Source organism: Rhodococcus sp. IEGM1428 (assembly GCF_050321865.1).
GTDB lineage: Bacteria > Actinomycetota > Actinomycetes > Mycobacteriales > Mycobacteriaceae > Rhodococcoides.
This window is the reverse complement of the sequence record NZ_JBNQFW010000001.1, coordinates 1,381,938-1,405,757: the sequence shown is the minus strand read 5'-3', so window position 1 is coordinate 1,405,757 and position 23,820 is coordinate 1,381,938. Positions and strand designations below refer to the sequence as shown.

Here is a 23,820-nt window from a genome sequence, read left to right as displayed (position 1 = left end):
GTGAACATGCGCACTTTCACCTCACCAGAGCAGATCAAAGCGGCCGTCGGCGAAGACCTCGGCACCAGTGACTGGCTGCAGATCACCCAGGAACGGGTCAACACCTTCGCCGACGCCACCGGCGATCACCAGTGGATTCACGTGGATGTCGAGCGGGCGAAGAAGGAAAGCCCGTTCGGCGCGCCGATCGCACACGGATTCCTGAGCCTGTCCCTGGTATCGATGCTCAACTGGCAGATCTACACCATCGAGAACACCAAGCTCGGAATCAACTACGGCTCCAACAAGGTTCGCTTCATCAACCCGGTGAAGGTCGGCGCCCACGTGCGCCTGCAGACCACCCTCGTCTCCGTCGAAGAGGTATCCGGCGGAGCACTACAGATGGTGACAGCGGGAACGTTGCAGATCGAGGGCGAGGACAAGCCGGCGCTGGTCGCCGAGATCATCTCTCGGGTCGTGTTCTGACCTCTGATCGAACAGGTGGATCGAACGCTGTGATCGGCGGCAGCGCTTCGTCGTAGCGTTCGATCTCCACCAGCACATGCTGTCCAGTGCATCCACGCGACAGCGAGGACGCCCCGTCGTCCGCGGTGAGTACGTTCACGCTGCCGTGCTTGCACATCGAGCCGGGATCAGCCGAATCGAGCGGGTCGTACCAGGCACCCGTGGACAGCTGGACCACCGTTTCCAGCATCGCGTCGTCGACAACGACACCGGCCAGGCACGAGCCACGGTCGTTGAACACCCGCACGACATCGCCGTCCGACACTCCCCTGGCCGCGGCCGCGGACGGGTGCATTCGTATCGGCTCTCGGCCCTGAATCTTCGAGTGTCGGCTCACCGCACCGTGATCGAGCTGACTGTGCAGCCTGGTGCGTGGCTGATTGGCGATCAGGTGCAACGGGAACTGCTGGGCGCGTGGCCCGCCGAGCCACTCCTGCGGCTCGAACCACATCGGATGCCCTCGGCAGTCGTCGTAGTCGAAGCTCGCAACCGTTGCCGAGAAGATCTCGATCTTGCCGCTCGGGGTGCGCAGGGCGTTCCCGACCGGGTCGGTTCGAAAGTCGTGGAGGAACGTCAGATCGTCCTCGGTCTGCATCCGAAACGACCCCTCGCGCCGGAAGGCCTCGAACTCCGGAGTATCGACGCCCCCGGCGCGTAGATATCCGCGCCATTGCCCGTACAGATGCTCCAGCCATTGCTGCGAGCTACGTCCCTCGGTGAACTGCTCGCCCACACCGAGTTTCGTCGCCAGCTCGGCGAAGGTGTCGTAGTCGTCGCGCGAATCCGCGTAGCGGGCCGCGGCCGGCTCCATCGCGACGAGCAACGGATCGTTGCGCGTACAGCTCAGGTCCGACCGTTCCAGTGACGTCGTCGACGGGACGACGATGTCGGCGTGCTTGGCCATCGGTGTCCAGTAGGGATCGTGCACCACGACGGTGTCGGGTCTACCGAGGGCGCGACGAAGCCGTCCGAGATCCTGGTGGTGGTGGAACGGATTGCCGCCGGCCCAGTAGACGACCTTGATGTCCGGGTACGTCAATCGCTGACCGTCGTAATCGAATTCGCCACCGGGATCGAGCAACATGTCCGAGACCGCAGCCACCGGAATCAGATCGGGCACCGGATTGATTCCCTGCGGCAGGGTCGGTAACGGATACGGCACCGGGGCCAGACCGGGCTCGTTCATCGAGCCGTAGCCGTGTCCGAATCCCCCGCCGGGCACGCCGATCTGACCCAACATCGATGCCAGCGTGATGCCCATCCACGGGGCCTGCTCGCCGTGCTGTGTCCGTTGCAGTGACCACGTGACGGTGACCATCGTGCGTTTCGACGCCATCTCCCGCGCGAGCTCCGCGATGTCCGCGGCCTCGATGCCGCAGATCGTCGACGCCCACTGCGGGGTCTTGGGTGTGCCGTCCGAAACGCCGAGCAGGTACCGCTCGAACTCCGGATAGCCCTCGCAGTACGTGTCGAGAAAGGCTGTGTCGTGCAACTTTTCGTCGGCGAGCACGAATGCGAGAGCCAACATCATCGCCACGTCGGTTCCGGGTCGCGGCGCGATCCATCGAGCGTCGCCGTTCATGTCGTTGCGCAGCGGACTGACCGAGACGATCTGTCCGCCGCGAGCACGCAACGCGTCGAGCGAATCGACCATCGGATGGTCCGACGTACCGCCGTGATTGATACCGGTGTTCTTCACCGGAACGCCGCCGAAGGCCACGAGCAGTTCGGTGTGTGCGGCGATCACGTTCCAGGACGTGGAGCGCGAGAACATCTTCCAGTGCGCACCGAGTACGTGCGGCATGATGACACCGGTTGCACCCAGTGAGTAGCTGTGCACCGATCGGGTGTAACCGCCGATGCAGTTGAGGAATCGATGCACCTGACTCTGCGCGTGATGGAAGCGTCCGGCACTCGCCCACCCGTACGAGCCGCCGTAGATGGCGCTGTTGCCGTATGTGCCGACAACTCTGCGCAATTCGTTGGACAGCAGGTCGGTCAACTCGTCCCACGACACCTCGACGAACTCGTCGCTGCCACGGTCGTCGGTCGGCCCCGGGCCGCGCTCGAGCCAGCCTCTGCGTACCGCGGGTGAGGTAACGCGCGATCGATGTGTCACCGACCCGACGAGGTTGCCCAACACCGGGGAAGGATTGCTGTCCGAGATCTCGGGATGAACAGCGGTGACATCGCGTCCGTCCGACTCGGCACGAAACATGCCCCAGTGGCCCATGTGCTGGACGCCGGCCACTCCGGTCATCGAACTACCCCGGTCATCGAACTACCCCGGTCATCGAATTCCGAACGCGCTCAACGCTGCCAGCAGTGCATCCGGACGCTCGACCGTCGGTACGGGATCGACGAGCGCGAAGCTGCACCCGATCTCTCTCGCCGCACCGTCGGCCTCGGCGCTGTCGCCCACCATCAACGTCACCGAAGGGTCGACACCCAAGCTCGCGACTGCGTGCCGGAAGATCTCGGGCTGCGGTTTGACGTGACCTACCTCGAACGAGAGCACGAACTCGTCGACGTACCGATCGAGACCTCGATCGACGAACGCAGGACGGATGTCGAAGGCGATGTTGCTCAGCACACCGACCCGAATCGACTCGGCAGCAAGCTTTTTCAGGACCGACTCGGTGTCCGGGTACGGGGTCCACGAATCGGCATCGATCACCCGCCCGTAGACCGATTCTGCGTGCGCGGGATCGGTGACACCGGACTGCGCGAGCACGTGCAGATAGGCCTGCCGGTGCAGTGCCGGATCGAGGTCTCGGTTTCGCCAGGCATGACGCGTTGCATCGTCGAACTCGACCGTCTCGCCTACCGGCGCGGTCATACGCCGCATCAGTTCCGCGGCTCCGGCACCGTCGACCGGGGTTCCGTCTGCGTCATGGATGCCGTCGAACCAGGTGGGATCCTCCTCGAGCCTGAACAGCGTGCCCGAGAAGTCGAACAGAACGGCCTCGATCATCGATGTGCCCGTCGTGGTCACGGCAGTGATTCGACGAGTGCGTCCACCTCGACCCGCGGGCCGGTGAAGAACGGAGTCTCCTCACGCACGTGCCGTCGCGCCTCGGTGGCACGCAGATCCCGCATCAGATCGACGATGCGGTCCAGCTCGGGAGCCTCGAACGCCAGAATCCACTCGTAGTCGCCCAGTGCGAACGACGGCACGGTGTTCGCGCGCACGTCCTTGTAGTCACGCGCGGCCTTGCCGTGGTCGGCGAGCATCGTGCGGCGCTCGTCGTCGGGCAGCAGATACCAGTCGATCGACCGGACGAACGGGTAGACGCAGATGTACGCGCCCGGATCCTCACCCGCGATGAAGGCCGGCACGTGGCTCTTGTTGAACTCGGCCGGACGATGCAGAGCTGTGTTGCTCCAGACCGGCGTGCTTGCCTTGCCCAGCGCGGTGGTGCGCCGGAAATCGGAATAGGTGGCCTGGAGGTCCTCGATGCGCTCGGCATGCGTCCAGACCATGAAATCGGCGTCGGCGCGCATGCCTGCGATGTCGTACACACCCCGCACCGCGACGCCCTTGTCTTCGCGACCTTCGAAGAAGACTTTCGCTTCTTTGGCTGCTGCGGCCCGATCGTCGCCCAGAACACCGGGCGTGACCTTGTATACCGAGAACATCAGGTAGCGGAGAGTCGAGTTGAGCGCTGAGTAATCGAGGCGTGCCATGGCCCCTATCGTGCCACCTCGACCAGACGGGCGGCAGCGGTGGTGGCGGACGCAATACACGCGGGTACTCCGACGCCGCGCTGCCAGGCTCCGGTGACCTCGAGGCCGGGGAGGTCGGCAACACCGGACTCCACGGCGGCGACGCGATCGAGATGCCGGGGCGCGTATTGCGGTAGCCCGCCCGGCCAGCGCTGCACAGTTGCGGCCAGTGGTCGCACATCGATGCCGGCTACCGTCCGCAGATCGTTCAACGCTGTCTCGATCGACTCCTCGTCGGATCGGTCCGAGGCCGTGGAGTCGCCGAAGCGGCCGAGGGAGGCCCGCAGCAGTACCGCGTCACGTTCCCCCAGGTGTGGCCACTTCCGGCTCGACAACGTGAACGCCTTGACATCGAGCCCCGCGTCCGTGGCCACGAGAATGCCCGAGTTCTGGGGCAGCTGGGTCGCTTTCGGAAAGGCCAGCGCCACGACGACCGACGACGCCAGCTCGATACTGCGAGCCGCGCGCGACGCCTCGGGTGCCACTGCGGCGATCAGGTGACCGAGGACGGGCGCGGGTACCGCCAAGACCAGTCCGTCCACGACGCCCAAGCGATCGACGTACCAGCCGTTAGGCTCACGGCGTACCTCGCCGATGCCTGCGTCGACGATCGTTCGGGCACCTGTCGCGGCGATCAGAGCGTCGAGCAGCACCGCATAGCCGTCGCGCAGCCCGCCGAACACCGGTCCCGGCGACGGCGTGGGCAGTGCCGCCAGCACTGCCTCGGTCAGGCTCGCTGCCCCGCCGTCCAATGCAGCTGCCAACGTCGGAAGTGCCGCTCGGACGCCGATCGAGCTCGCCGAGCCGGAGTACACGCCGCCGAGCAAGGGATCAACCGAACGGCTCACGACCTGAGAGCCGAACCGGCTGCCCACGAGATCGGCCACGCTGACGTCCGAGCCCGCGGTCCACGTGAAGGGCCGTGTTGTTTCGGTCTCGATGAGGTGCAGTTCTTCCGGGTCCACCAGATCCCGCACGGAATCGGCAGAGGACGGGATACCCATCAAGGTGCCCAGCGGGAGCGCATGCGTTCGGCCGCCCGAGTAGACCAGCGGACGCGCCGACGACGGGTGCACCAGCTGATCCGACAGGCCGAGTTCGGCGAGCAGAGCCGGTACTTCCGGACGACGACCGATGAACGCTTCCGCGCCGACATCGAGCGACTCGGCACCGACCTCGGTGGTCCGCAGGGTGCCACCGAGGCGAGGGGATGCCTCGACGAGAGTGATCTCCGCATCGGGACCACAGGCCTGCCGGAGGCGATACGCCGAGACGAGGCCGGAGATCCCGCCGCCGACCACGGCGTAGCGCCGCAGCGTCACAACGAATGCACCAACGAGACCACCCGGGTCAGAATCTCGGGATCGGTGTCGGGCAACACGCCGTGTCCGAGATTGAACACATGCCCCCGCGCACCGGCCGCCACCGCGCGGTCGGCTTCGGCGGCAATACGTCGAACTTCGGTCTCGACGGCATCCCAGCCGGCGAACAGCACCGCCGGATCGAGATTTCCCTGCAGCACCTTGCCGCCGCCGACTCGGTGCACGGCGTCGTCGAGCGGAATCCGCCAGTCGACGCCGACCACATCGGCACCGGCCTCACCCATCGCACCGAGCAACTCGCCGGTGCCGACCCCGAAGTGAATCTTGGGAACACCGGCCGAGGACACGGCGTCGAACACTCGCGTCGAGTGCGGCAGCACGTACTCGCGGTAGTCGGCCAACGACAGTGCACCCGCCCACGAGTCGAACACCTGCACCGCGTCCACTCCGGCGGCCAACTGCGCCTGCAGGAATGTGATCGTCGTGGTCGCCAGCGCGTCGAGCAGGGCATGCCAGGTCGTCGGGTCCGAGCGCATCAGCGCCTTGGTCTTCTCGTGATTGCGGCTGGGGCCACCCTCGACCAGGTAGGACGCAAGGGTGAACGGCGCTCCTGCGAACCCGATGAGCGGCGTTCCCGCGAGTTCCCTGGTGAGGATCCGCACCGCATCGGCCACCGGCTCGACCTGATCGGCGGTCAACGTGGGCAGCGCCGCGACATCGGCCGCCGAACGCACCGGCTGAGCCACGACGGGACCGGTGCCGGCAACGATGTCGAGATCGATACCGGCAGCCTTGAGCGGAACCACGATGTCCGAGAACAGGATTGCCGCGTCGACATCGTGTCGACGGACAGGTTGCAGAGTGATCTCGGCCACCAGATCCGGCCGAAAGCACGAATCCAGCATGCCGATACCGGCGCGAATCTTTCTGTATTCGGGGAGCGACCTCCCGGCCTGACGCATGAACCACACCGGCCGACGCGAGGGCGTTTCACCGGCGATCGCGGCCAAGAACGGCGCGTCCGGGAGTTCTCGACGGGCGGGGGCTGTGGTGTGTGCTTCGACGTTCATCGCGTTCCATGCTGCCACGCGTCAGGAAAGCTTCTGCCACCAAGGGCGACACACCGACTTCGGTTCCATCACGGCTCGGCGCGCCTCCGCCGCCGGACAACGTGACGCGTCTAACGTCCGATCACGTGACCGAACCCGAATCCACCGCCGAACCTGCGCCTTTCCGCGCCGCCATCGACGCGATGCATCGGGCTCAGGTACACCCGGCGATCGAAATCGGTCCGATCCGGCCGCCGCAACGACTCGCGCCGTACAGCTACGCCATCGGGGCCGAGGTCAAGCACCCCGATTCCGAGCAGGTCGACGAACAGAGCGACGGCGACGCGTTCGGCCGCTTGATTCTGCTGTACGACCCCGACGGTGCAGAAGCCTGGAACGGCACGCTTCGACTGGTTGCCTATATTCAAGCGGACGTCGACGAATCGCTGGCCGACGATCCGCTGCTTCCCGAGGTCGGGTGGAGTTGGCTGGTCGACGCACTGGAGTCACGGTCGGAGCCGCTCAACGCACTCGGCGGCACCGTCACCTCGACCAGCTCGGTGCGTTACGGCGACATCGCCGGTCCCCCCAAGGCCCATCAGCTCGAACTTCGCGCGTCCTGGACCGCGACGTCCGAGGACCTCTCGACCCACGTCGAGGCCTTCTGCGAGGTTCTCGCGTACGCGGCAGGGCTGCCGCCCGCGGGCATCACGACCCTCGGTCAACGCAGTTCCAGCCGGACATAGTCTCCGGACCCACCGACCGTAGGGCTTAGAGTCACTGTCCATGTCAGCCGAGAGTTCCCCCGACGCCAAGTCGGACGACGCCACGTCGGACGAGCAGGTCAACGAGCCGGTCGCCGTTCCGTTGCTTGCCCCGGCTGACGGTGTGCCCGATGTCGTGGACACACCGGACGCCGTTCTCGCGGCCGCGAAGCTCCTCGCCGCAGGTCACGGGCCTCTCGCGGTCGATGCCGAACGCGCGTCGGGCTTTCGGTACTCCCAGCGCGCCTACCTGCTGCAGTTTCGTCGCCGCGGAGCGGGCACCGTTCTGCTCGATCCGATCCCGGTCACCGGCGACCTCGCGCCTCTCGCCGAGGTGATCAACCCGCTCGAATGGGTGCTGCACTCCGCCGATCAAGACCTCCCGGGGCTGGCCGAACTCGGCCTGGTCCCCGCCACGCTCTACGACACCGAGCTCGCCGGCCGTCTCGCCGGATTCGAACGCGTCGGCCTCGGTGCCATCGTCGAACGCACCCTCGGACTGGCGCTGCAGAAGGGTCACGGCGCTGCCGACTGGTCCACTCGTCCCCTGCCCGACACCTGGCTCAACTACGCCGCGCTCGACGTCGAAGTCCTTCTCGAGCTTCGCGACGAAATGGCCGCGGAGCTCGAACGACAAGGCAAAACAGACTGGGCGGCACAGGAATTCGCCCACATCCTCTCTCTCGGACCACCCAAACCCAAGACCGACAGGTGGCGTCGGACATCCGGGATTCACGCGATCAAGTCTCCCCGCACGCTCGCGGCCGTCCGCGAACTATGGACCACCCGAGACGAATTGGCGGCCAAACGCGATGTCGCGCCCAGCCGGGTCCTGCCCGACTCGGCGATCGTCGCCGCGGCGACGGCCGATCCGAAGACCTCGCGCGAGCTCGAGCAACTACCGGTCTTCGGCGGTCCTCGCCAGCGTCGATCTTCCCGCCTGTGGGCCTCGGCGCTCACGCGTGCGCGGGCCCTGCCGACCTCCGAGTTGCCATCCATGGCAGCGTCTTTCGACGGCCCGCCCCCGGTCAATCGATGGGCGCGTCGCGATCCCGACGCGGCGGCCAGGCTCGCCGACGTGCGAGCGGCGATGACCGAGCTCAGCGAGTCGGTGTCGGTTCCGGTCGAGAACCTCCTGATGCCGGATCTGCTCCGTCGATTGGTGTGGGATTGGCGCACTCCCGACGACGAAGGCCTCGATCCTGGAGAGCTGATCGACAGTCGGCTGACCGAGGGAGGGGCGCGGCCCTGGCAACGCTCGCTGGTGGTACCGGTTCTGGCAAAGGCACTCGACCCTTCCCAAGTTACCGACGGGTAATACCCGCTACAGTAGGTGGCGCGTCCGGGCACCCGGGCGAGTCGTCCGCATCTGTCGGGAGGATCGAAAAGCGTGTCTGTACCCGCGTCCACCAGCTCACAGAGGAATGTTGTCTTCGTCGACGGCATCCGTACCCCGTTCGGCAAAGCAGGCCCCAAGGGCATGTACGCCGACACTCGCGCAGACGACCTGGTCGTCAAGGCAATCCGCGAACTTCTTCGCAAGAACCCCAACCTCCCGCCCGAACGTATCGACGAGGTCGCCATCGCCGCGACCACGCAGACCGGTGACCAGGGGCTGACCATCGGCCGCACATCCGCCCTGCTCGCCGGACTCCCCCGCAGCGTCCCCGGCTTCGCCATCGACCGCATGTGCGCGGGCGCAATGACCTCGGTGACCACCACCGGATCCGGCATCGGCTTCGGCCAGTACGACGTCGTGATCGCCGGTGGCGTCGAGCACATGGGCCGCCACCCGATGGGTGAGGGCGTCGACCCCAACCCGCGCTTCCTCGCCGACAAGCTGGTCGATCCCAGCGCCCTGGTGATGGGCAACACCGCCGAGAACCTGCACGACCGGTTCCCGAGCATCACCAAGGACCGCACCGACGCCTACGCCGTCTCGAGCCAGAACAAGTACGACGCAGCGAAGAAGGCCGGCTACATCGCCGACACCCTCGTTCCCGTCGCCACCAAGTCCGCCGCAGGGTGGGGCCTGGCCACCGAGGACGAGCCGCCTCGTCCCGGCACCACCACCGCGGACCTCGCCAAGCTCAAGACGCCGTTCCGCCCTGCCGGCCGCGTCACCGCAGGCAACGCCGCGGGACTCAACGACGGTGCCACCGCCGCGATCCTCGCCGGCGAGGACACCGCGCACGAACTCGGCCTGAACATCGGCATGCGCATGGTCGGCTTCAGCTTCGCAGGCGTCGACCCGGCCGTCATGGGCATCGGACCGGTCCCCGCGACCGAAAAGCTGCTCGGCCGAACGGGATTGAGCATCGAAGACATCGGCCTGTTCGAGATCAACGAGGCCTTCGCCATCCAGGTACTCGCCTTCCTCGAGCACTACGGCATCGCCGACGACGATCCCCGTGTCAACCAGTGGGGAGGTGCCATCGCGTGTGGCCACCCCCTCGCGTCCTCGGGCGTCCGCCTGATGACGCAGCTGAGCCGCCAGTTCGCTCAGCAGCCCGACGTCCGCTACGGCCTGACGACCATGTGCATCGGTCTCGGCATGGGCGGCACCGTCATCTGGGAGAACCCCAACCACGCTGACTACTCGGGAGCAGCCAAATGAGTGACATCACCACCGCGTTCGAAGACGAGGTCGTCACGAACGCGTTCACCAAGATCGTCTCCGTACCGGGGCTCGACGGCTCCATCGCCCTCGTGACACTCGACAACGGCTTCGATCACACCAAGCCGTCGACCTTCGGTCCCGGCGGACTGGCCAAGTTCGACGCCGCACTGGACGAGGCCTTCGCAGCGAACCCGGTGGCCATCGCCGTCACCGGCAAGCCGTTCATCTTCGCAGTCGGTGCCGACCTCAACGGCGTGCCGAACATCAAGACCAAGGACGAGGCGCTGCAGATCGGGCAGCTAGGGCACAAGGTCTTCCGTCGCCTGCGCGAATCCACGATTCCGACGTTCGCCTTCATCAATGGTGCCGCACTCGGCGGTGGCCTCGAAGTGGGACTGCACTCGCACTACCGGACCGTCGCGGAGAACGCTGCCGCACTCGGTTTGCCCGAGGCCTTCCTCGGCCTGGTACCGGGATGGGGCGGAACCCAGTTGCTGCCCAACATCATCGGAGCCTCGAACGCCGTCACCGTCGTCATCGAGAACGCACTGAACCAGAACCGCGTCCTCAAGCCGCAGCAGGCACTCGACCTCGGCATCGCCGACGCCCTCTTCGGCGGAGCCGATTTCCTCGAGCAGTCCCTCGCGTGGGCCGCTCAGGTGATCAAGGGCGAGATCACCCCGGCTCGTCCCGAGATCGACCGCGGACAGGCGTGGGACGACGCCATCGCCCGCGCCAAGGGCATCGTGGCGGGCAAGACCAACAACTTCGCCCCCGGCCCCGTCGCCGCTGTCGAACTGCTCGAGCTCGCCAAGAACACCGACATCACCGACTCCGCCTCGCTCGACACGGCCTTCGCCGCCGAGGACGAGGCCCTGTCCACGTTGCTGGTCAAGGACGAGCTCCGCGCCGGGCTGTACGCCTTCGATCTGGTGCAGAAGCGCGCGAAGCGTCCCGCCGGTGCACCCGACAAGTCGTTGGCGCGCAAGATCTCCGGCGTCGGCATCGTCGGTGCAGGCTTGATGGCCAGCCAGCTGGCGTTGCTGTTCGTGCGCCAGCTGAAGGTGCCGGTGATCCTCACCGACATCGATCAGGAGCGTATCGACAAGGGTGTCGGCTACGTCCACGGGGAAATCGACAAGCTGCTCGGCAAGAAGCGCCTGTCCCCCGACGCCGCAAATCGATTGAAGGCGTTGGTTTCCGGCTCGATCGACAAGTCCGCGTTCGCGAACACCGACTTCGTCATCGAGGCCGTGTTCGAGAACCTCGACGTCAAGAAGAAGGTATTTGCCGAGGTCGAGGAATTCGTCTCTGCCGAAACGATTCTCGCGACCAACACCTCCTCGTTGTCGATCACGAAGATGGCGGCCGATCTGAAGCACCCCGAGCGGGTCGTCGGCTTCCACTTCTTCAACCCCGTGGCCGTTCTTCCGCTGCTCGAGGTCGTCAAGGGCGAGAAGACCGACGACGCCACTCTCGCAACGGCATTCGCGACGGCCAAGACACTGAAGAAGTCGGCCGTGTTGTCGGCCGATCTCCCCGGATTCGTCTTCAACCGTCTCGTCACCCGCGCGTCCAACGAGATCATCAGTGCCATCGACGAGGGCACCCCGTTCGACGTGGCAGACGGCGCAGTGGGCGAACTCGGCATGCCGATGAGCCCGCTGACCCTGCTGGCTCTCGTCGGCCCTGCGGTCGCACTGCACACAGCGGAAACTCTCGGCGAGGCATACCCGGAGCGGTTCAAGGACTCCCCCGGATTCCGTGCACTCGTCGAGGCGAAGAAGCCGGGCGTGTGGACCTACGGCCACGAGGGCCAGGTCGTCGATCCCGAGGTGGCTGCACTGTGGCCACAGGGAGATTCGCCGTCCACTGCCGAGCAGGTGCTCGAACGCACCCGCAACGCCTTCGCCGACGAGATCCGGATCATGCTCGACGAGGGCGTCGTAGCGGCTGCCGAGGACATCGACCTCTGCCTGCTCCTGGGCGGCGGCTTCGGATTCTGGAACGGCGGCATCACCCCGTACCTGGACCGTAGCGGCGCATCCGAGGCCGCAACCGGTCAGCGCTTCCTCGCCCCGGGTGTAGCCAGCGTCTAGAACCGCCCGCCGAGTTCGAGGTTGTGGACGAATTTCTCCGGATTTTCGTCCATGACCTCGAACTCGACAGGCCACCGACGCAGTCGAGTTCGTCTAGTTTCGAACCCGATGACCACGCAGACAGAACATGATGCAGCCGCCGACCGAGACCACCTGATTCGGGTCGGATATCGCATGTTGGGCTCGTACAGCGAGGCCGAGGACGCGGTCCAGGAAGCATTCGTTCGGTGGTACCGGCTCAGCGAACGCGAGCGCGCCGCGATCGACGTCCCCCTGGCGTGGATGACCCGTGTCGTCAGTCGCATCTGCCTCGATGTGCTGGGATCTGCGCGAGCACGTCGTGAGCACTATGTCGGTCAATGGCTGCCGGAACCCGTTCCCGGCCGCGACTCATCGCTGCCGACTCCCGACCCCGCCGACCGAGTCGCTCAGGACGATTCGGTGAGCCTGGCGTTGCTGATAGTGATGGACGCTCTCGGTCCGGCAGAACGGGTCGCGTTCGTGCTGCACGACGTGTTCGCGTTGCCGTTCGACCAGATCGCACTCACCCTGGACCGTTCCCCTGCCGCCTGCCGTCAACTTGCATCCACCGCGCGTAAACACGTTCGGAAGCGGCATGCCGGCGAGAGCGACCCGGTAGAGCACGACCGACTCGTTCGCGCGTTCGCCGCAGCGTCGGGTAGCGGGTCTATCGCAGCGCTCACCGCCGTTCTCGCCCCCGAGGTTTCGCTGGTCAGCGACGGCGGCGGAAAGATCAGCGCCGCACGCAATCCGGTTCTCGGCTCCGACCGTGTGGCGCGATTCATCCGCGGAATCACCGCGAAGTCCACCGAACTCGACGGGTCCATCGAACCGGTGAACGGAGCGTCCGGCATCGTCTTTCGGCGCGACGATACCGTTTTCGCCGTTGTCGGTTTCCGTATCGCGGGCGGCGTAGTGGCGAATGTATGGATCGTCCTCAATCCGGACAAGCTCAGACACTGGGATTGAACACGCAGACATTTCCGTGCGCTGTGTCGTCAGTAGATCATGAAGCCGAAACCCAAGAGCCTGATCGTGTGCGCATCGGGTCCGCACAGAAACACCCGGAGGATCGCCGAGACCATCGCCACTGCGCTCGACGCGGAGGTCACGACACCGGATCTGATAGACCCCGCTCTCATCACGGAGTACGACCTGGTCGGATTCGGATCGGGTATCTACATGGGCAAACATCACCACCAACTCCTCTCGTTCGTGGCGTGCTTGCCGAACGTGCACTGCCATAGGGCATTCGTATTCGCAACCAGCGGATTTGCCGATTCTCCGCTGAATCGATTCTCCCGCTCTCTCACAGTCCCGTTGAACAGCAAGGGCTTCGAGATTTCGGATAGCTTCTCGTGCCGAGCCAAAGACACCTTTTTTCCCTTCGCTCCCTTCGGTGGAATTCGAAAGGGCCATCCGGACGATGTCGATCTGCGGCGCGCTCGACTGTTCGCCGAGCAGTTGAGAACAACGCAGGAGAGCTGGACTTCGATCGGGGATATGCGATGAAGCTAGCCGTAGCGGGTGGAACAGGAACCGTCGGAGTGCATGTCGTCGAGGCCGCTCGTGAACGCGGACACGACGTGGTCGTGCTGTCGCGATCGGCGGGCATAGATCTCGTGAGCGGGTCAGGACTGTCCGACGCATTGTCCGGCATCGATGCGGTGATCGACGTCGCGTCGACACAGACGATCTCGGCAAAAGAATCGACGGCGTTCTTCGCCGCCGTCACCAGCAACCTACTGACGGCCGAGACCGAGGCCGGTGTCGATCATCACCTGGCGCTGTCCATCGTGGGAATCGACCGAGCCCCGCACGCGTACTACGCCGGAAAGGTGGAGCAGGAAAGGATTGTTCGCGCCGGAACCGTGCCGTGGACGATTCTTCGAGCCACCCAGTTCCACGAATTCGCCGGCCAGATTCGCGCACAGATGTCGTTCGGTCCGGTGAGCATCATCCCGAAGATGGTCTCGCAACCGATCGCCGCACGAGAAGTAGCCGAACGATTGATCGACCTGGCAGAGCAGTCCCCGGCCGGCCGAGTCGCAGACCTCGGTGGACCACGTGAAGAACGTATGGCAGAGATGGTGCGGCGCGACGCACGGGCCATCGGTTCCCGAGGCCTGGTGCTCGAGATTCCGATTCCCGGCGCGTACGGTCGCGCAATGCGAGACGGAACGCTGGTCACCACAACCGATTCGGATCACGGTCGACAGACCTTCGATGAATGGTTGGCCGCCCGGACGGGCTGAGTCGCCTTTGTCGAAGTCGAAGTTATGGACGACTTTCATCGATTTTCCGTCCACAACTTCGAGTTCGACAGGGCAATTTCGGACAATTCACCCTTCCGAACAAAGCAAACGGCGACGTGTCGAAAATCGAGTCCATTTCGCACCCATGTCGCAGTGCCGAGGACGATGATGGCGAACGACCACCATGGACGCTGGTTCACCTCGAAAGCTGGGTCACGCGATGACGCAATCAACCGATCGGTACACCGCCAAAGTTATCGGAGTCACCATTGCCGCTGCCGTCGGCGGCTTCCTGTTCGGGTTCGACTCGTCCGTGGTCAACGGCGCGGTCGATTCCATCCAGGAAAACTTCGCCCTCTCGTCGTTCGTCACCGGTTTCGCGGTAGCGATCGCGCTTCTCGGCTGTGCGGTCGGTGCCTGGTTCGCCGGCCGGCTCGCCGACAGCTGGGGCCGCAAGAAGGTGATGCTGCTCGGTTCTGCACTGTTCACCATCTCGTCCGTGGGCTCCGGGTTCGCCTTCAGCGTCCCGGATCTGATGCTCTGGCGAGTGCTCGGCGGACTGGGCATCGGCATCGCGTCGGTGATCGCACCCGCCTACATCTCGGAAATCGCACCGGCTCGCTACCGCGGTGGATTGGCGTCGCTGCAACAGTTGGCGATCACGATCGGCATCTTCGCCGCGCTCCTCTCGGACGCGGTGCTGCAGAATGCGGCAGGCGGACCGTCGAACGATCTGTGGTTCGGTCTCGAAGCCTGGCGATGGATGTTCCTCGTCGGCGTGGCACCCGCTCTCGTCTACGGCTTTCTCGCCACACTGATTCCGGAGTCACCGAGATACCTCGTCGGCAAACACCTCGACGAGGAGGCGGCTCGCATTCTCGGTGAGATCTCCGGAGAAGTGAACCCGAACGAGCGAGTCAAGGAAATCCGTCTGACCTTGCGCCGGGAGTCCACATCCTCGTTCGGCGATATTCGTGGCCCGAAATTCGGTTTGCAACCCATTGTCTGGGTGGGCATCACGATGGCGATCCTGCAACAGTTCGTCGGAATCAATGCCATCTTCTATTATTCGACGACACTGTGGAAGTCCGTCGGATTCAGCGAGAACCAGTCGTTCGTCACGTCGGTCATCACCTCCGTCATCAACGTCTCGATGACATTCGTCGCCATCTTGTTCGTCGATCGATTCGGACGTCGAAATCTGCTCATGATCGGCTCGATCGGAATGTTCGTCGGCCTGGTACTCGCGGCCGTCTCGTTCACTCAGGCAGTGGGTAGCGGCGACCAACTGGAGTTGCCGTCGCCCTGGGGTCCCGTCGCGCTGGTCGGTGCCAACCTGTTCGTCGTCTTCTTTGCCGCTACCTGGGGACCGATCATGTGGGTGATGCTCGGAGAAATGTTCCCCAACCGAATGCGTGCGGTCGCACTCGGCATCAGTACCGCGGCGAACTGGGTCGCGAATTTCGCCATCACCCTTGCATTCCCGCCACTGTCCGACACCATCGGACTGGGATTCATCTATTCGTTCTTCGCGTTCTTCGCAATCCTGTCGTTCTTCTTCGTCAAGTACAAGATCAGAGAGACCAAGGGTATGGAGCTCGAGGACATGGTGATCTGACATGCCGATGTTCGTCGTCGAGTACGCGTACTCACCCGAAACATCTTCCGGCCGTGACGATCACCGGACCGATCACCGCGCGTGGTTGCGTGAACTGGAGCGTCGCAAGATCCTCAGGTCGTCGAGCCCGCTCGCCGATCACAGCGGCGCAACGATGATCGTCGAAGGTGTGGACAAGGAAAGTGTGGAACGCATGTTCGCACATGACCCGTTCGCAACGGCCCATCTGATCGACCGAGTTCGGGTCAGCGAGTGGGCGACGGGCGCATAGCCCGTCGCCGACGATCAGAGGCTCTTGGCCCAGCCCGAGACCCGCTGCACGACGTCCTCGCACGTGAGGCCGAGTTCGTGGTGCAGCTGCTCACGCGACGCGTGATCCAGGAATCGTTGTGGCACACCGAGATCGCGACACGGTGTATCGACGCCTGCCGCGCGCAACGCGGCCGACAGAGTCGAGCCGATTCCGCCGTGCACACCGCTGTCCTCGATGGTCACCACCAAGCGGTAGTCCTCGGCCAACTTCAGCAAGGACTCGGGAATCGGGAGTACCCATCGCGGATCCACCACGGCCACCGAGATGCCGTCGTGTCGAAGTTTCTTCGCTGCGTCGAGGGCAAGTGAACCGAACACTCCGACCGCGACGATCAGCACATCGCCGGTTGCATCGGTCGGCTCGGCGAGCACGTCGACGATTCCGTCCAGTCGACGCACGGCCGATACGGTCTCGGTCACCGCTCCCTTCGGGAAGCGCAGCGCAGTAGGCCCGTCGGACGTCGCAATTGCCTCGGCCAACTCCTCCCGCAGAGTGTCGGCATCGCGAGGTGCCGCCACCTTCATCCCCGGGACGATGCCGAGCAGCGACATGTCCCACATGCCGTTGTGGCTGGCACCGTCCGCGCCGGTGACGCCCGCGCGATCCAGAACCACCGTGACCGGCAGCCCGAGCAACGCCACGTCCATCAGCAACTGATCGAACGCGCGGTTGAGGAAGGTCGAGTAGATGGCGACCACCGGATGCATGCCCCCGAGAGCCAAACCGGCCGCCGACGTCATTGCATGCTGCTCGGCGATACCGACATCGAAAAGCCGATCGGGAAAGCGAACCCCGAACGCCGCGAGACCAGTGGGCGCGGCCATCGCAGCGGTGATCGCGACGACGTCGTCGTTCTGTTCGCCCTGCTCGATCAATGCCGCCGAGAACACCGAGGTCCAGTCCGGTGCCGACTTCGACCGAGCGAGTCCGGTCGCCGGATCGATGACACCGGTGGCATGCATCTGGTCTGCGACGTCGTTCTCGGCGTGGACGTAGCCCATGCCCTTGCGCGTCACCGCGTGCACGATGACCGGTCCGCCGTAAGCCTTGGCCCGGCGCAGTGCCGATTCCATCGCATGCTGATCGTGGCCGTCGACCGGTCCCAGATATTTGATGCCGAGATCGGTGAACATCACCTGCGGACTGATGGCATCCTTCACGCCGGCCTTCATGCCGTGGAGCATCCGGTAGGCGGTGGGCCCGACGACGGGGATCTTGCGGACGATGCGGCGCCCGTTGTCCAGGATCTTCTCGTACTCGGGCTGGAGCCGCAGCGCCGCCAGATGATCGGCCAGGCCGCCGATGGTCGGGGCGTACGAGCGTCCGTTGTCGTTGACCACGATGATCAAGGATCGGTCGCGGCCGGCCGCAATGTTGTTGAGTGCTTCCCAGCACATGCCGCCGGTGAGCGCACCATCGCCGACGACGGCAACGACGTGCCGATCGGTCTCGCCCTTGAGCGCGAACGCCTTCGCCAAGCCGTCGGCATAGGACAGCGAGGCCGACGCGTGCGAGGACTCAACCCAATCGTGTTCGCTCTCGACCCGGGACGGATAGCCCGAGAGGCCGCCCTGTTTGCGCAGCGTGTCGAACAAGCCGGTACGACCGGTCAGCATCTTGTGCACGTAGGCCTGGTGGCCCGTGTCGAAGATGACGGGGTCACGTGGTGAATCGAAGATGCGGTGGATCGCCAGTGTCAGCTCCACCACGCCGAGGTTGGGACCGAGGTGGCCCCCGGTGGCCGATACCTTCTCGACGAGAAACGCACGGATCTCGCGAGCCAATTCGGCCAGCTCCGCGCTACCGAGGTCGCGCAAGTCCTCGGGCGTCTGAATTCGCGCTAGGACACCCAACGAGATCGCTCCCTCCGGCCGGAAAAACACTGGACAATTCAGTCTACGGAGTCGCTGTGCTCGCGCTGCTCCGCCCAGCGTGGTGTCGGTGACACTACCGTCGCCCATCGATGTGCCCTGGATCAGCCGCCCCTAACCTCGACGGTGGGCGAATCGGACACCACACATACAGTGACGCCCATGAGCAACGTCGTCGATGCCATCCTGTGCCGCGTTCACGAACTGTGCCGAGACGACACGACCGGGCAGGTGGCCGACTACATTCCAGAGCTTGCCGCTGTCACACCGGACGGCTTCGGAATAGCACTCACCACCACCGACGGTTACGTCTACGAGGTCGGCGACACCCGACTACCCTTCACGATCCAATCGATCTCCAAGCCCTTCACCTACGCGCTGGCTCTGGCCGATCGCGGACTCGATGCCGTCGCGAACAAGATCGATATCGAGCCGTCCGGTGAGCCGTTCAACGAGATCAGCCTCGACCCGGTCACCGAGCGGCCACGCAACCCGATGATCAACGCCGGTGCGATCACGTCGGCATCTCTCATCGCCGGCCGTACTCCGCAGGATCGATTCGAGCGAATACGGGCCTCCTACTCACGCTATGCAGGGAGGTCTCTGACCTTCAACGATGCCGTCTACCGTTCGGAGGCGCGCACCGGTAACCGGAACCGCGCCATCGGATACATGCTCCGTTCGTTCGACATCATCGAACAGGACCCGGACGCCGCCGTCGATCTGTACTTTCGTCAGTGCTCGATAGATGTCACCGCGGCGGACCTCGCGATGATGGCGGCAACCATGGCCAACAACGGTGTCAATCCGCGCACCAGAGAACGCGCGCTGGCACCTGCTCTGGTCGAACGAGTGTTGTCGGTGATGACCACGTGCGGGATGTACGACGGCGCAGGCGATTGGGTGGCACAGGTGGGAATGCCGGCCAAGAGCGGAGTCGGAGGCGGGATTCTCGCGGTACTGCCCGGCCAGATGGGGATCGCCGTCTACTCGCCGCGGCTCGATTCCCATGGAAACAGCGTGCGCGGGGTCGCCGCCTGCCGAGAACTGTCGAGCCGGCTCGAACTGCACTTCCTACACGTCACACGAGCGGCGAAGTCTTCCATCCGGCGTCGATACGTGCTCACCGAGGCGCCGTCGCGCAAAAGGCGCTCCGACGTCGAACAGGCGACCCTGGCCGCGGTGGGAGATCGCGCCCGAGTGTACGAATTGCACGGTGACCTGCTGTTCTCCGGTGCCGAGACCGCAGTCCGTGAGATCGGAAATCTGGATCGAGAGCTGGACGCACTCGTCATCGACGTCCGCGGCGTCGACGAGGTCAGTGCCATCGCTCGCAGCATGTTCGAGGATCTTCGCCGGGATCTGGCCGAACACGGCTGTGTGGTGTGCCTGGTGGACCCCCGGGCGATCATGGGACACACCACCTCGAGTCTCGACCCGGCCGATCCGGCGGGTCGTGTCTATTCGAGCCTGGGGTCGGCCATCCAGTGGGCCGAGAACCTTCTGCTCGATCGACATTGTGCAGGTCTGCGACAGCCCACCGAGATCACAGCAGCCGAGCACCCGTTGCTCGCAGGACTGTCGGCCGCCCAGTACGAGGCGGTGAGCCCCTATCTCGAGAAGCGGCATTACGCGCGCGGAGACATCATCGTGCATCACGGCGACGCGGCCGCAGGCCTGTTTCTCATGCTGCGCGGCGAGGTGACGTCGACGACCGTGTCGGCCGACGGCGGTACGCATCGGATCACGACTCTGTCGCCCGGGATGAGCTTCGGCGAGATGCCGCTGTTGATGGCAGTGCCGTTTCTGCTCGACATGGTGGCGGACACACCGGTCGACCTCGTGGTGGTGTCGGTACCGCACTTCGAGGCGCTGACTCGGGACGCACCCGAGGTCAAGCTTGCCCTCTTGGAGAATCTGGCGACCGGCGCCTACAGCCAGATGGCAGCGGTGATCAGAACGCTCGGGCGGTTCGACATCGGTATCTGACACCGACGGCCGAACCGCCCGAGGCGAACGTGGATCGGTCAGGCACCCAACGTCAGCATCGTGAGCACCTCGGTGGGCTGCGGCGACCCACCCGCGGGCTCGAGGGAGAACGCGAAGTTCGTCGATGTGCCGAGGCCGTCGACCACCGTGCCCGATTCCGACGTGAGCTGATCCTCGGTCACGACGCCGGCCGATCGAGGCGAACCGTCGACGAACCACATCTGATAGACGCGGCCGGGCGGCGGTTGCGGAACCCCGTCGAGATCGACGACGACCGCGTCCTGCGAGAGCGAATACGCCACGGTTGCCGATCCGCCACCGGGGAACTCCGCCGTCGCCTGACGTGCATCGGGTGCCGCTACGATCTGGTCCGCCTGCGACGGCTGGGGATCGTTGCCCATCGTCTGCGTGACGACCACCACGCCGCCGACGGCGACGATCACTGCGGCAGCGGCCGACATCATCGAGTAGCGCCAGGACTTCGAGCGCTCGCGCCGATGCCGGTGCAGCGGAGTCACATTCGGAGGTAGCTTCCGAACCGTTGGCTCCTGGTCGCTCGAGGCGACCCGATCGAGCACCGCCCGGCGCAGTCGGTCTGGGGCGGTAGTCGCGTCGACTGCTGCGGCCAACGCCAGGGTCTCGTGGATCTCGGTCACGAGGACGTCGAACTGAGCACGCGCGGTGTCGTCCACGCGTAACCGTTCGGTCTCTATGTCGCGTCGCTCGGATTCGGTCGTCGCGTGAAGGGCGTAGACCTCGGCGTCGTCGAGCAGGCGTTGCCGTGACGATTCGCTCATTGCGGGATCACCCCCAGGCATGTCTTCAATTTGATCAATCCGTCTCGTATGCGCGATTTGATGGTAGGAACGGCGACCCCGAGCCGCTCCGCAACTTCGCGATAGGTGTAACCGCTGTAGTAAGCCATTCGTACCGACTCGCTCTGCGTATCGGTCAAGGTTTCCAGACAGGCCACGACGGCCTCCGATTCGAGCCTCTGAGTCACCGTCTCGAGTACTTCGTCGTGCTCGGGCGTGTGGCTCACTGCGCCGTACGCCGCCTCACGGTCGGTACCCGACTGCTCGCTGCGAACACGATCGACCGCCCGGCGGTGAGCCAGCGTCATGATCCAGGCGAGCGGACTCCCCTGATTCGGGTCGTAATTCGGTGCCGCGCGCCAGATCTGGAGGAACACCTCCTGCGCGGTCTCCTCGCTGTATCCCGGGTCGCGAAGCACCCGCAGCACCATGCCGTAGACGCGAGCGGACGTGGCGTCGTACAGCTCTGCGAATGCGGTTCGATCGCCCTGTGCAACAGATGCCATGAGCCGCCGAAGACGGTCAGTCTCTTCGGCTCGCAAATTCTTCAACTGTGGACTGGGGACCGCGCAGACCGCGCTGTCGTCCGTGTAGCCCTCGGCAGCGTCGGACACCCGGTCACGGCCGGCATCCGACGATCCGGACAACGGCGCGTTCATCGAAAGGTCGTCCCAACAGACGGGTTCATGATCGAGTTCATCGAACACGACACTAGTGGTCATAGTGCTCTCATATCGAAACCTCCGCGTTTTCCCGCCGCGGTACATATTCGGAACAAACCGGCCGGAGGATGGTTCGGGTTCGTAAATTCGTTTGCACCGAGCTGGACCGCGATTCATCCTTGGTGGAGAATCGGACAATCGTGGGTAATCGGGCGATCGGCCCGCTGGAGGAATCGAGAGACATGGCGGCCATCGAGACACGCGGTCTGATCAAGCGATTCGGGGCGAACGTCGCTGTCGACGGCGTCGATCTGTCCATCCCGTCCGGTGGGGTCTACGGCGTCCTCGGACCAAACGGTGCAGGCAAGACCACGACCATCCGAATGCTGGCCACCCTGCTCCCGATCGACGGGGGTAGCGCACGCGTGTTGGGCCACGATGTGGCGAGCGAACCCGAGGCCGTTCGGCAGAGGGTCGCTCTGACAGGCCAATTCGCCTCGTTGGACGAGGACCTGACCGGTACGGAAAATCTGGTTCTGCTTGCACGATTGCTCGGCTACTCACGGCCCGCTGCCCGGTCGCGGTCCGAGCAGCTGCTGGCCGCGTTCGATATCGCCGACGCCGGGCCGAGGCAGGTCAAGACTTACTCCGGCGGAATGCGCCGACGTATCGACATCGCCGCCAGCATCATCGTCACTCCCGAGCTGATCTTTCTGGACGAACCCACCACCGGACTCGATCCGCGCAGCCGAAACCATGTGTGGGAGATCATCCGTGCCTTGGTGGCGGGCGGGACGACAGTGCTTCTGACAACCCAGTATCTCGACGAGGCCGATCAATTGGCCGGGCGTGTCGCGGTCATCGACCACGGCAAAGTCATCGCAGAAGGTACGACCGGCGAGTTGAAAGCATCGGTGGGATCGAACTCGCTGCACCTCCGGGTTCTCGACGCGGCGCAACGAACTGCGGCAGCGCGGATCCTGCAAGATCTGCTCGGCGGCACCGTCACGGAGGATCCGGATCCGTCGACCGTCACGGCGCGTCTCGACAACCCGGCACAGGCCGCGCCCGTACTGCCCGCACTCGAGACAGCGGGAATCTCGATCGCGTCCTTCACCCTCGGCCAGCCGAGCTTGGACGAGGTGTTCCTGGCGCTGACAGGACATGAGGCGGGAGTGGAGCCTGCCGAAACGACCCATCGGACGGGAGTGGAGCCCGCAGGAACGACCCATGAGGCGGGAGTGGAGCCTGCAGGAACGACCCATGAGGCGGGAGTGGAGCCTGCAGGAACGATCGACTTGTCCGCATCCGACCGAGAGGTGGCGTCATGACTGCCGAAGCCCAACAGTCGACGCCGCAGGCCTCGACCATCATCGATGTGCTGGGCGCTGCCGGACCTCGTCCCCCGCGGCCCTCGTCGCTGTCCACGTCGTTGAGTTTCGGGTGGCGGGCGCTGCTCAAGATCAAGCACGTGCCCGAGCAACTGTTCGACGTGACGGCCTTCCCGATCATGTTCACGCTGCTGTTCACGTACCTGTTCGGCGGCGCGTTGGCCGGGTCGACCGACGCGTACATCCAGTTTCTGCTTCCGGGCATTCTGGTGCAGACCGTGGTGATGATCACGATGTACACGGGTGTGACGATGAACAAGGACATCGAGAAGGGCGTATTCGATCGTTTCCGTTCACTGCCCATCTGGCGTCCGTCGCCGTTGGTCGGCGCACTGCTCGGAGACGTGGTCCGCTACACGCTCGCCTCGGTGATCGTGCTGATTCTGGGCTTGGTCCTCGGGTTCAGACCGCAGGGTGGCCTCGTCGGCGTCGTGGCTTCGATAGCTCTGCTGCTGGTGTTCTCGTTCTGCCTGTCCTGGATCTGGACGATGATCGCCATGATCGTGCGTACCGAGGCCGCAGTGATGGGTGTGTCGATGTTCATCCTGTTCCCGCTGACATTCGCGAGCAACATCTTCGTCGATCCCAACACCATGCCCGGTTGGCTGCGTGCCTTCGTCGACGTCAACCCGGTCAGCTTCTTGGTAACGTCTCTGCGCGGCCTCATGCAGGGCGATGTCGACACCGGCCAGTTGGGAGTGACGCTGGTGCTGTGTGCTGTTCTACTGGCGGTGTTCGGACCGATCACGATGCGGCTGTACAACCGAAAGTCCTAGCGCTGCAGTTCGATACCACGGCAGT

At 64.7% G+C, this 23,820-nt stretch carries 21 protein-coding genes; 13 read left to right on the top strand and 8 right to left on the bottom strand.

Going from position 1 to position 23,820, the window contains the following annotated elements; translation table 11 throughout:
• Positions 1–6: 6 nt before the first annotated feature.
• Complete coding sequence (locus tag ACQR3T_RS06575; RefSeq protein ID WP_045195371.1) at positions 7–465, top strand: MaoC family dehydratase; 459 nt, start codon at positions 7–9, stop codon at positions 463–465.
• On the opposite strand, the gene ACQR3T_RS06570 is transcribed toward ACQR3T_RS06575, so the two are convergent.
• From ACQR3T_RS06570 to hemE, 5 genes are read right to left on the bottom strand one after another with little or no spacing between them, the layout of a single operon-like run.
• Positions 443–2,764, bottom strand: coding sequence for a molybdopterin-dependent oxidoreductase (locus ACQR3T_RS06570; protein ID WP_428692811.1), 2,322 nt, complete (start codon positions 2,762–2,764; stop codon positions 443–445). The two genes, ACQR3T_RS06575 and ACQR3T_RS06570, sit on opposite strands and share 23 nt — an antisense overlap.
• 30 nt (positions 2,765–2,794) lie before the next feature.
• Positions 2,795–3,478: an HAD family hydrolase gene (locus ACQR3T_RS06565; protein WP_428693074.1), complete on the bottom strand. Its 684-nt coding sequence runs from the start codon at positions 3,476–3,478 to the stop codon at positions 2,795–2,797.
• A 17-nt stretch (positions 3,479–3,495) separates the two neighbouring features.
• On the bottom strand, positions 3,496–4,191 hold the full coding sequence (gene hemQ / locus ACQR3T_RS06560; protein ID WP_032377758.1) for a hydrogen peroxide-dependent heme synthase: 696 nt from the start codon (positions 4,189–4,191) through the stop codon (positions 3,496–3,498).
• Positions 4,192–4,196: 5 nt separating this feature from the next.
• Complete coding sequence (locus ACQR3T_RS06555) at positions 4,197–5,552, bottom strand: protoporphyrinogen oxidase (protein ID WP_428692810.1); 1,356 nt, start codon at positions 5,550–5,552, stop codon at positions 4,197–4,199.
• Entirely contained in the window at positions 5,549–6,622 is a 1,074-nt protein-coding gene (hemE, locus tag ACQR3T_RS06550; RefSeq protein WP_037174327.1) for a uroporphyrinogen decarboxylase, read from the bottom strand. Before hemE ends, ACQR3T_RS06555 begins: the two co-directional genes overlap by 4 nt.
• Before the next feature lie 125 nt (positions 6,623–6,747).
• On the opposite strand from hemE, the gene ACQR3T_RS06545 reads away from it, so the two are divergent.
• From ACQR3T_RS06545 to ACQR3T_RS06505, 9 genes are all read left to right on the top strand, one after another.
• Positions 6,748–7,347, top strand: a complete 600-nt coding sequence (locus ACQR3T_RS06545) for a DUF3000 domain-containing protein (protein WP_032377756.1) — start codon at positions 6,748–6,750, stop codon at positions 7,345–7,347.
• Positions 7,348–7,387: 40 nt separating this feature from the next.
• A complete protein-coding gene (locus ACQR3T_RS06540; RefSeq protein ID WP_037173889.1) occupies positions 7,388–8,683 on the top strand; it encodes an HRDC domain-containing protein in 1,296 nt (431 codons plus the stop codon).
• A 72-nt stretch (positions 8,684–8,755) separates the two neighbouring features.
• Positions 8,756–9,982 (top strand): thiolase family protein, encoded by a 1,227-nt coding sequence (locus ACQR3T_RS06535; RefSeq protein ID WP_428692809.1) that lies wholly within the window; start codon positions 8,756–8,758, stop codon positions 9,980–9,982.
• A complete protein-coding gene (locus ACQR3T_RS06530; RefSeq protein WP_428692808.1) occupies positions 9,979–12,084 on the top strand; it encodes a 3-hydroxyacyl-CoA dehydrogenase NAD-binding domain-containing protein in 2,106 nt (701 codons plus the stop codon). Before ACQR3T_RS06535 ends, ACQR3T_RS06530 begins: the two co-directional genes overlap by 4 nt.
• Positions 12,085–12,192: 108 nt before the next feature.
• Positions 12,193–13,074 (top strand): RNA polymerase sigma factor SigJ, encoded by an 882-nt coding sequence (gene sigJ / locus ACQR3T_RS06525; protein WP_428692807.1) that lies wholly within the window; start codon positions 12,193–12,195, stop codon positions 13,072–13,074.
• 39 nt (positions 13,075–13,113) lie between these two features.
• Positions 13,114–13,617 (top strand): flavodoxin family protein, encoded by a 504-nt coding sequence (locus tag ACQR3T_RS06520; protein WP_428692806.1) that lies wholly within the window; start codon positions 13,114–13,116, stop codon positions 13,615–13,617.
• Positions 13,614–14,360 (top strand): SDR family oxidoreductase, encoded by a 747-nt coding sequence (locus ACQR3T_RS06515; RefSeq protein ID WP_032377750.1) that lies wholly within the window; start codon positions 13,614–13,616, stop codon positions 14,358–14,360. The genes ACQR3T_RS06520 and ACQR3T_RS06515 overlap by 4 nt, the downstream gene beginning before the upstream one ends.
• 220 nt (positions 14,361–14,580) lie before the next feature.
• Positions 14,581–15,978, top strand: coding sequence for a sugar porter family MFS transporter (locus ACQR3T_RS06510; protein WP_032377749.1), 1,398 nt, complete (start codon positions 14,581–14,583; stop codon positions 15,976–15,978).
• Between the two features lies 1 nt (position 15,979).
• Positions 15,980–16,249: a YciI family protein gene (locus ACQR3T_RS06505; protein WP_032377748.1), complete on the top strand. Its 270-nt coding sequence runs from the start codon at positions 15,980–15,982 to the stop codon at positions 16,247–16,249.
• Between the two features lie 14 nt (positions 16,250–16,263).
• Here the strand turns inward: ACQR3T_RS06505 and dxs are convergent, their stop codons facing one another.
• Positions 16,264–18,144 carry a 1-deoxy-D-xylulose-5-phosphate synthase gene (gene dxs / locus ACQR3T_RS06500; protein WP_032378444.1) on the bottom strand — a complete coding sequence of 627 codons (1,881 nt, stop codon included), beginning with the start codon at positions 18,142–18,144 and terminating at the stop codon, positions 16,264–16,266.
• A gap of 180 nt (positions 18,145–18,324) precedes the next feature.
• Between dxs and glsA the strand changes: the two genes are divergently transcribed.
• Positions 18,325–20,151: a glutaminase A gene (gene glsA, locus ACQR3T_RS06495; protein WP_428692805.1), complete on the top strand. Its 1,827-nt coding sequence runs from the start codon at positions 18,325–18,327 to the stop codon at positions 20,149–20,151.
• Positions 20,152–20,189: 38 nt separating this feature from the next.
• Here the strand turns inward: glsA and ACQR3T_RS06490 are convergent, their stop codons facing one another.
• Positions 20,190–20,948, bottom strand: coding sequence for an anti-sigma factor (locus ACQR3T_RS06490; RefSeq protein ID WP_428692804.1), 759 nt, complete (start codon positions 20,946–20,948; stop codon positions 20,190–20,192).
• The gene (locus ACQR3T_RS06485) at positions 20,945–21,625 is read right to left on the bottom strand and encodes a sigma-70 family RNA polymerase sigma factor (RefSeq protein WP_371829173.1); all 681 of its coding nucleotides are present in this window, start codon (positions 21,623–21,625) and stop codon (positions 20,945–20,947) included. The genes ACQR3T_RS06490 and ACQR3T_RS06485 overlap by 4 nt, the downstream gene beginning before the upstream one ends.
• A gap of 245 nt (positions 21,626–21,870) precedes the next feature.
• On the opposite strand from ACQR3T_RS06485, the gene ACQR3T_RS06480 reads away from it, so the two are divergent.
• Together ACQR3T_RS06480 and ACQR3T_RS06475 are read left to right on the top strand one after the other, a co-directional pair.
• A complete protein-coding gene (locus ACQR3T_RS06480; RefSeq protein ID WP_428692803.1) occupies positions 21,871–22,959 on the top strand; it encodes an ATP-binding cassette domain-containing protein in 1,089 nt (362 codons plus the stop codon).
• The gene (locus tag ACQR3T_RS06475) at positions 22,956–23,795 is read left to right on the top strand and encodes an ABC transporter permease (protein ID WP_037173896.1); all 840 of its coding nucleotides are present in this window, start codon (positions 22,956–22,958) and stop codon (positions 23,793–23,795) included. The genes ACQR3T_RS06480 and ACQR3T_RS06475 overlap by 4 nt, the downstream gene beginning before the upstream one ends.
• Positions 23,796–23,820 lie beyond the last annotated feature (25 nt).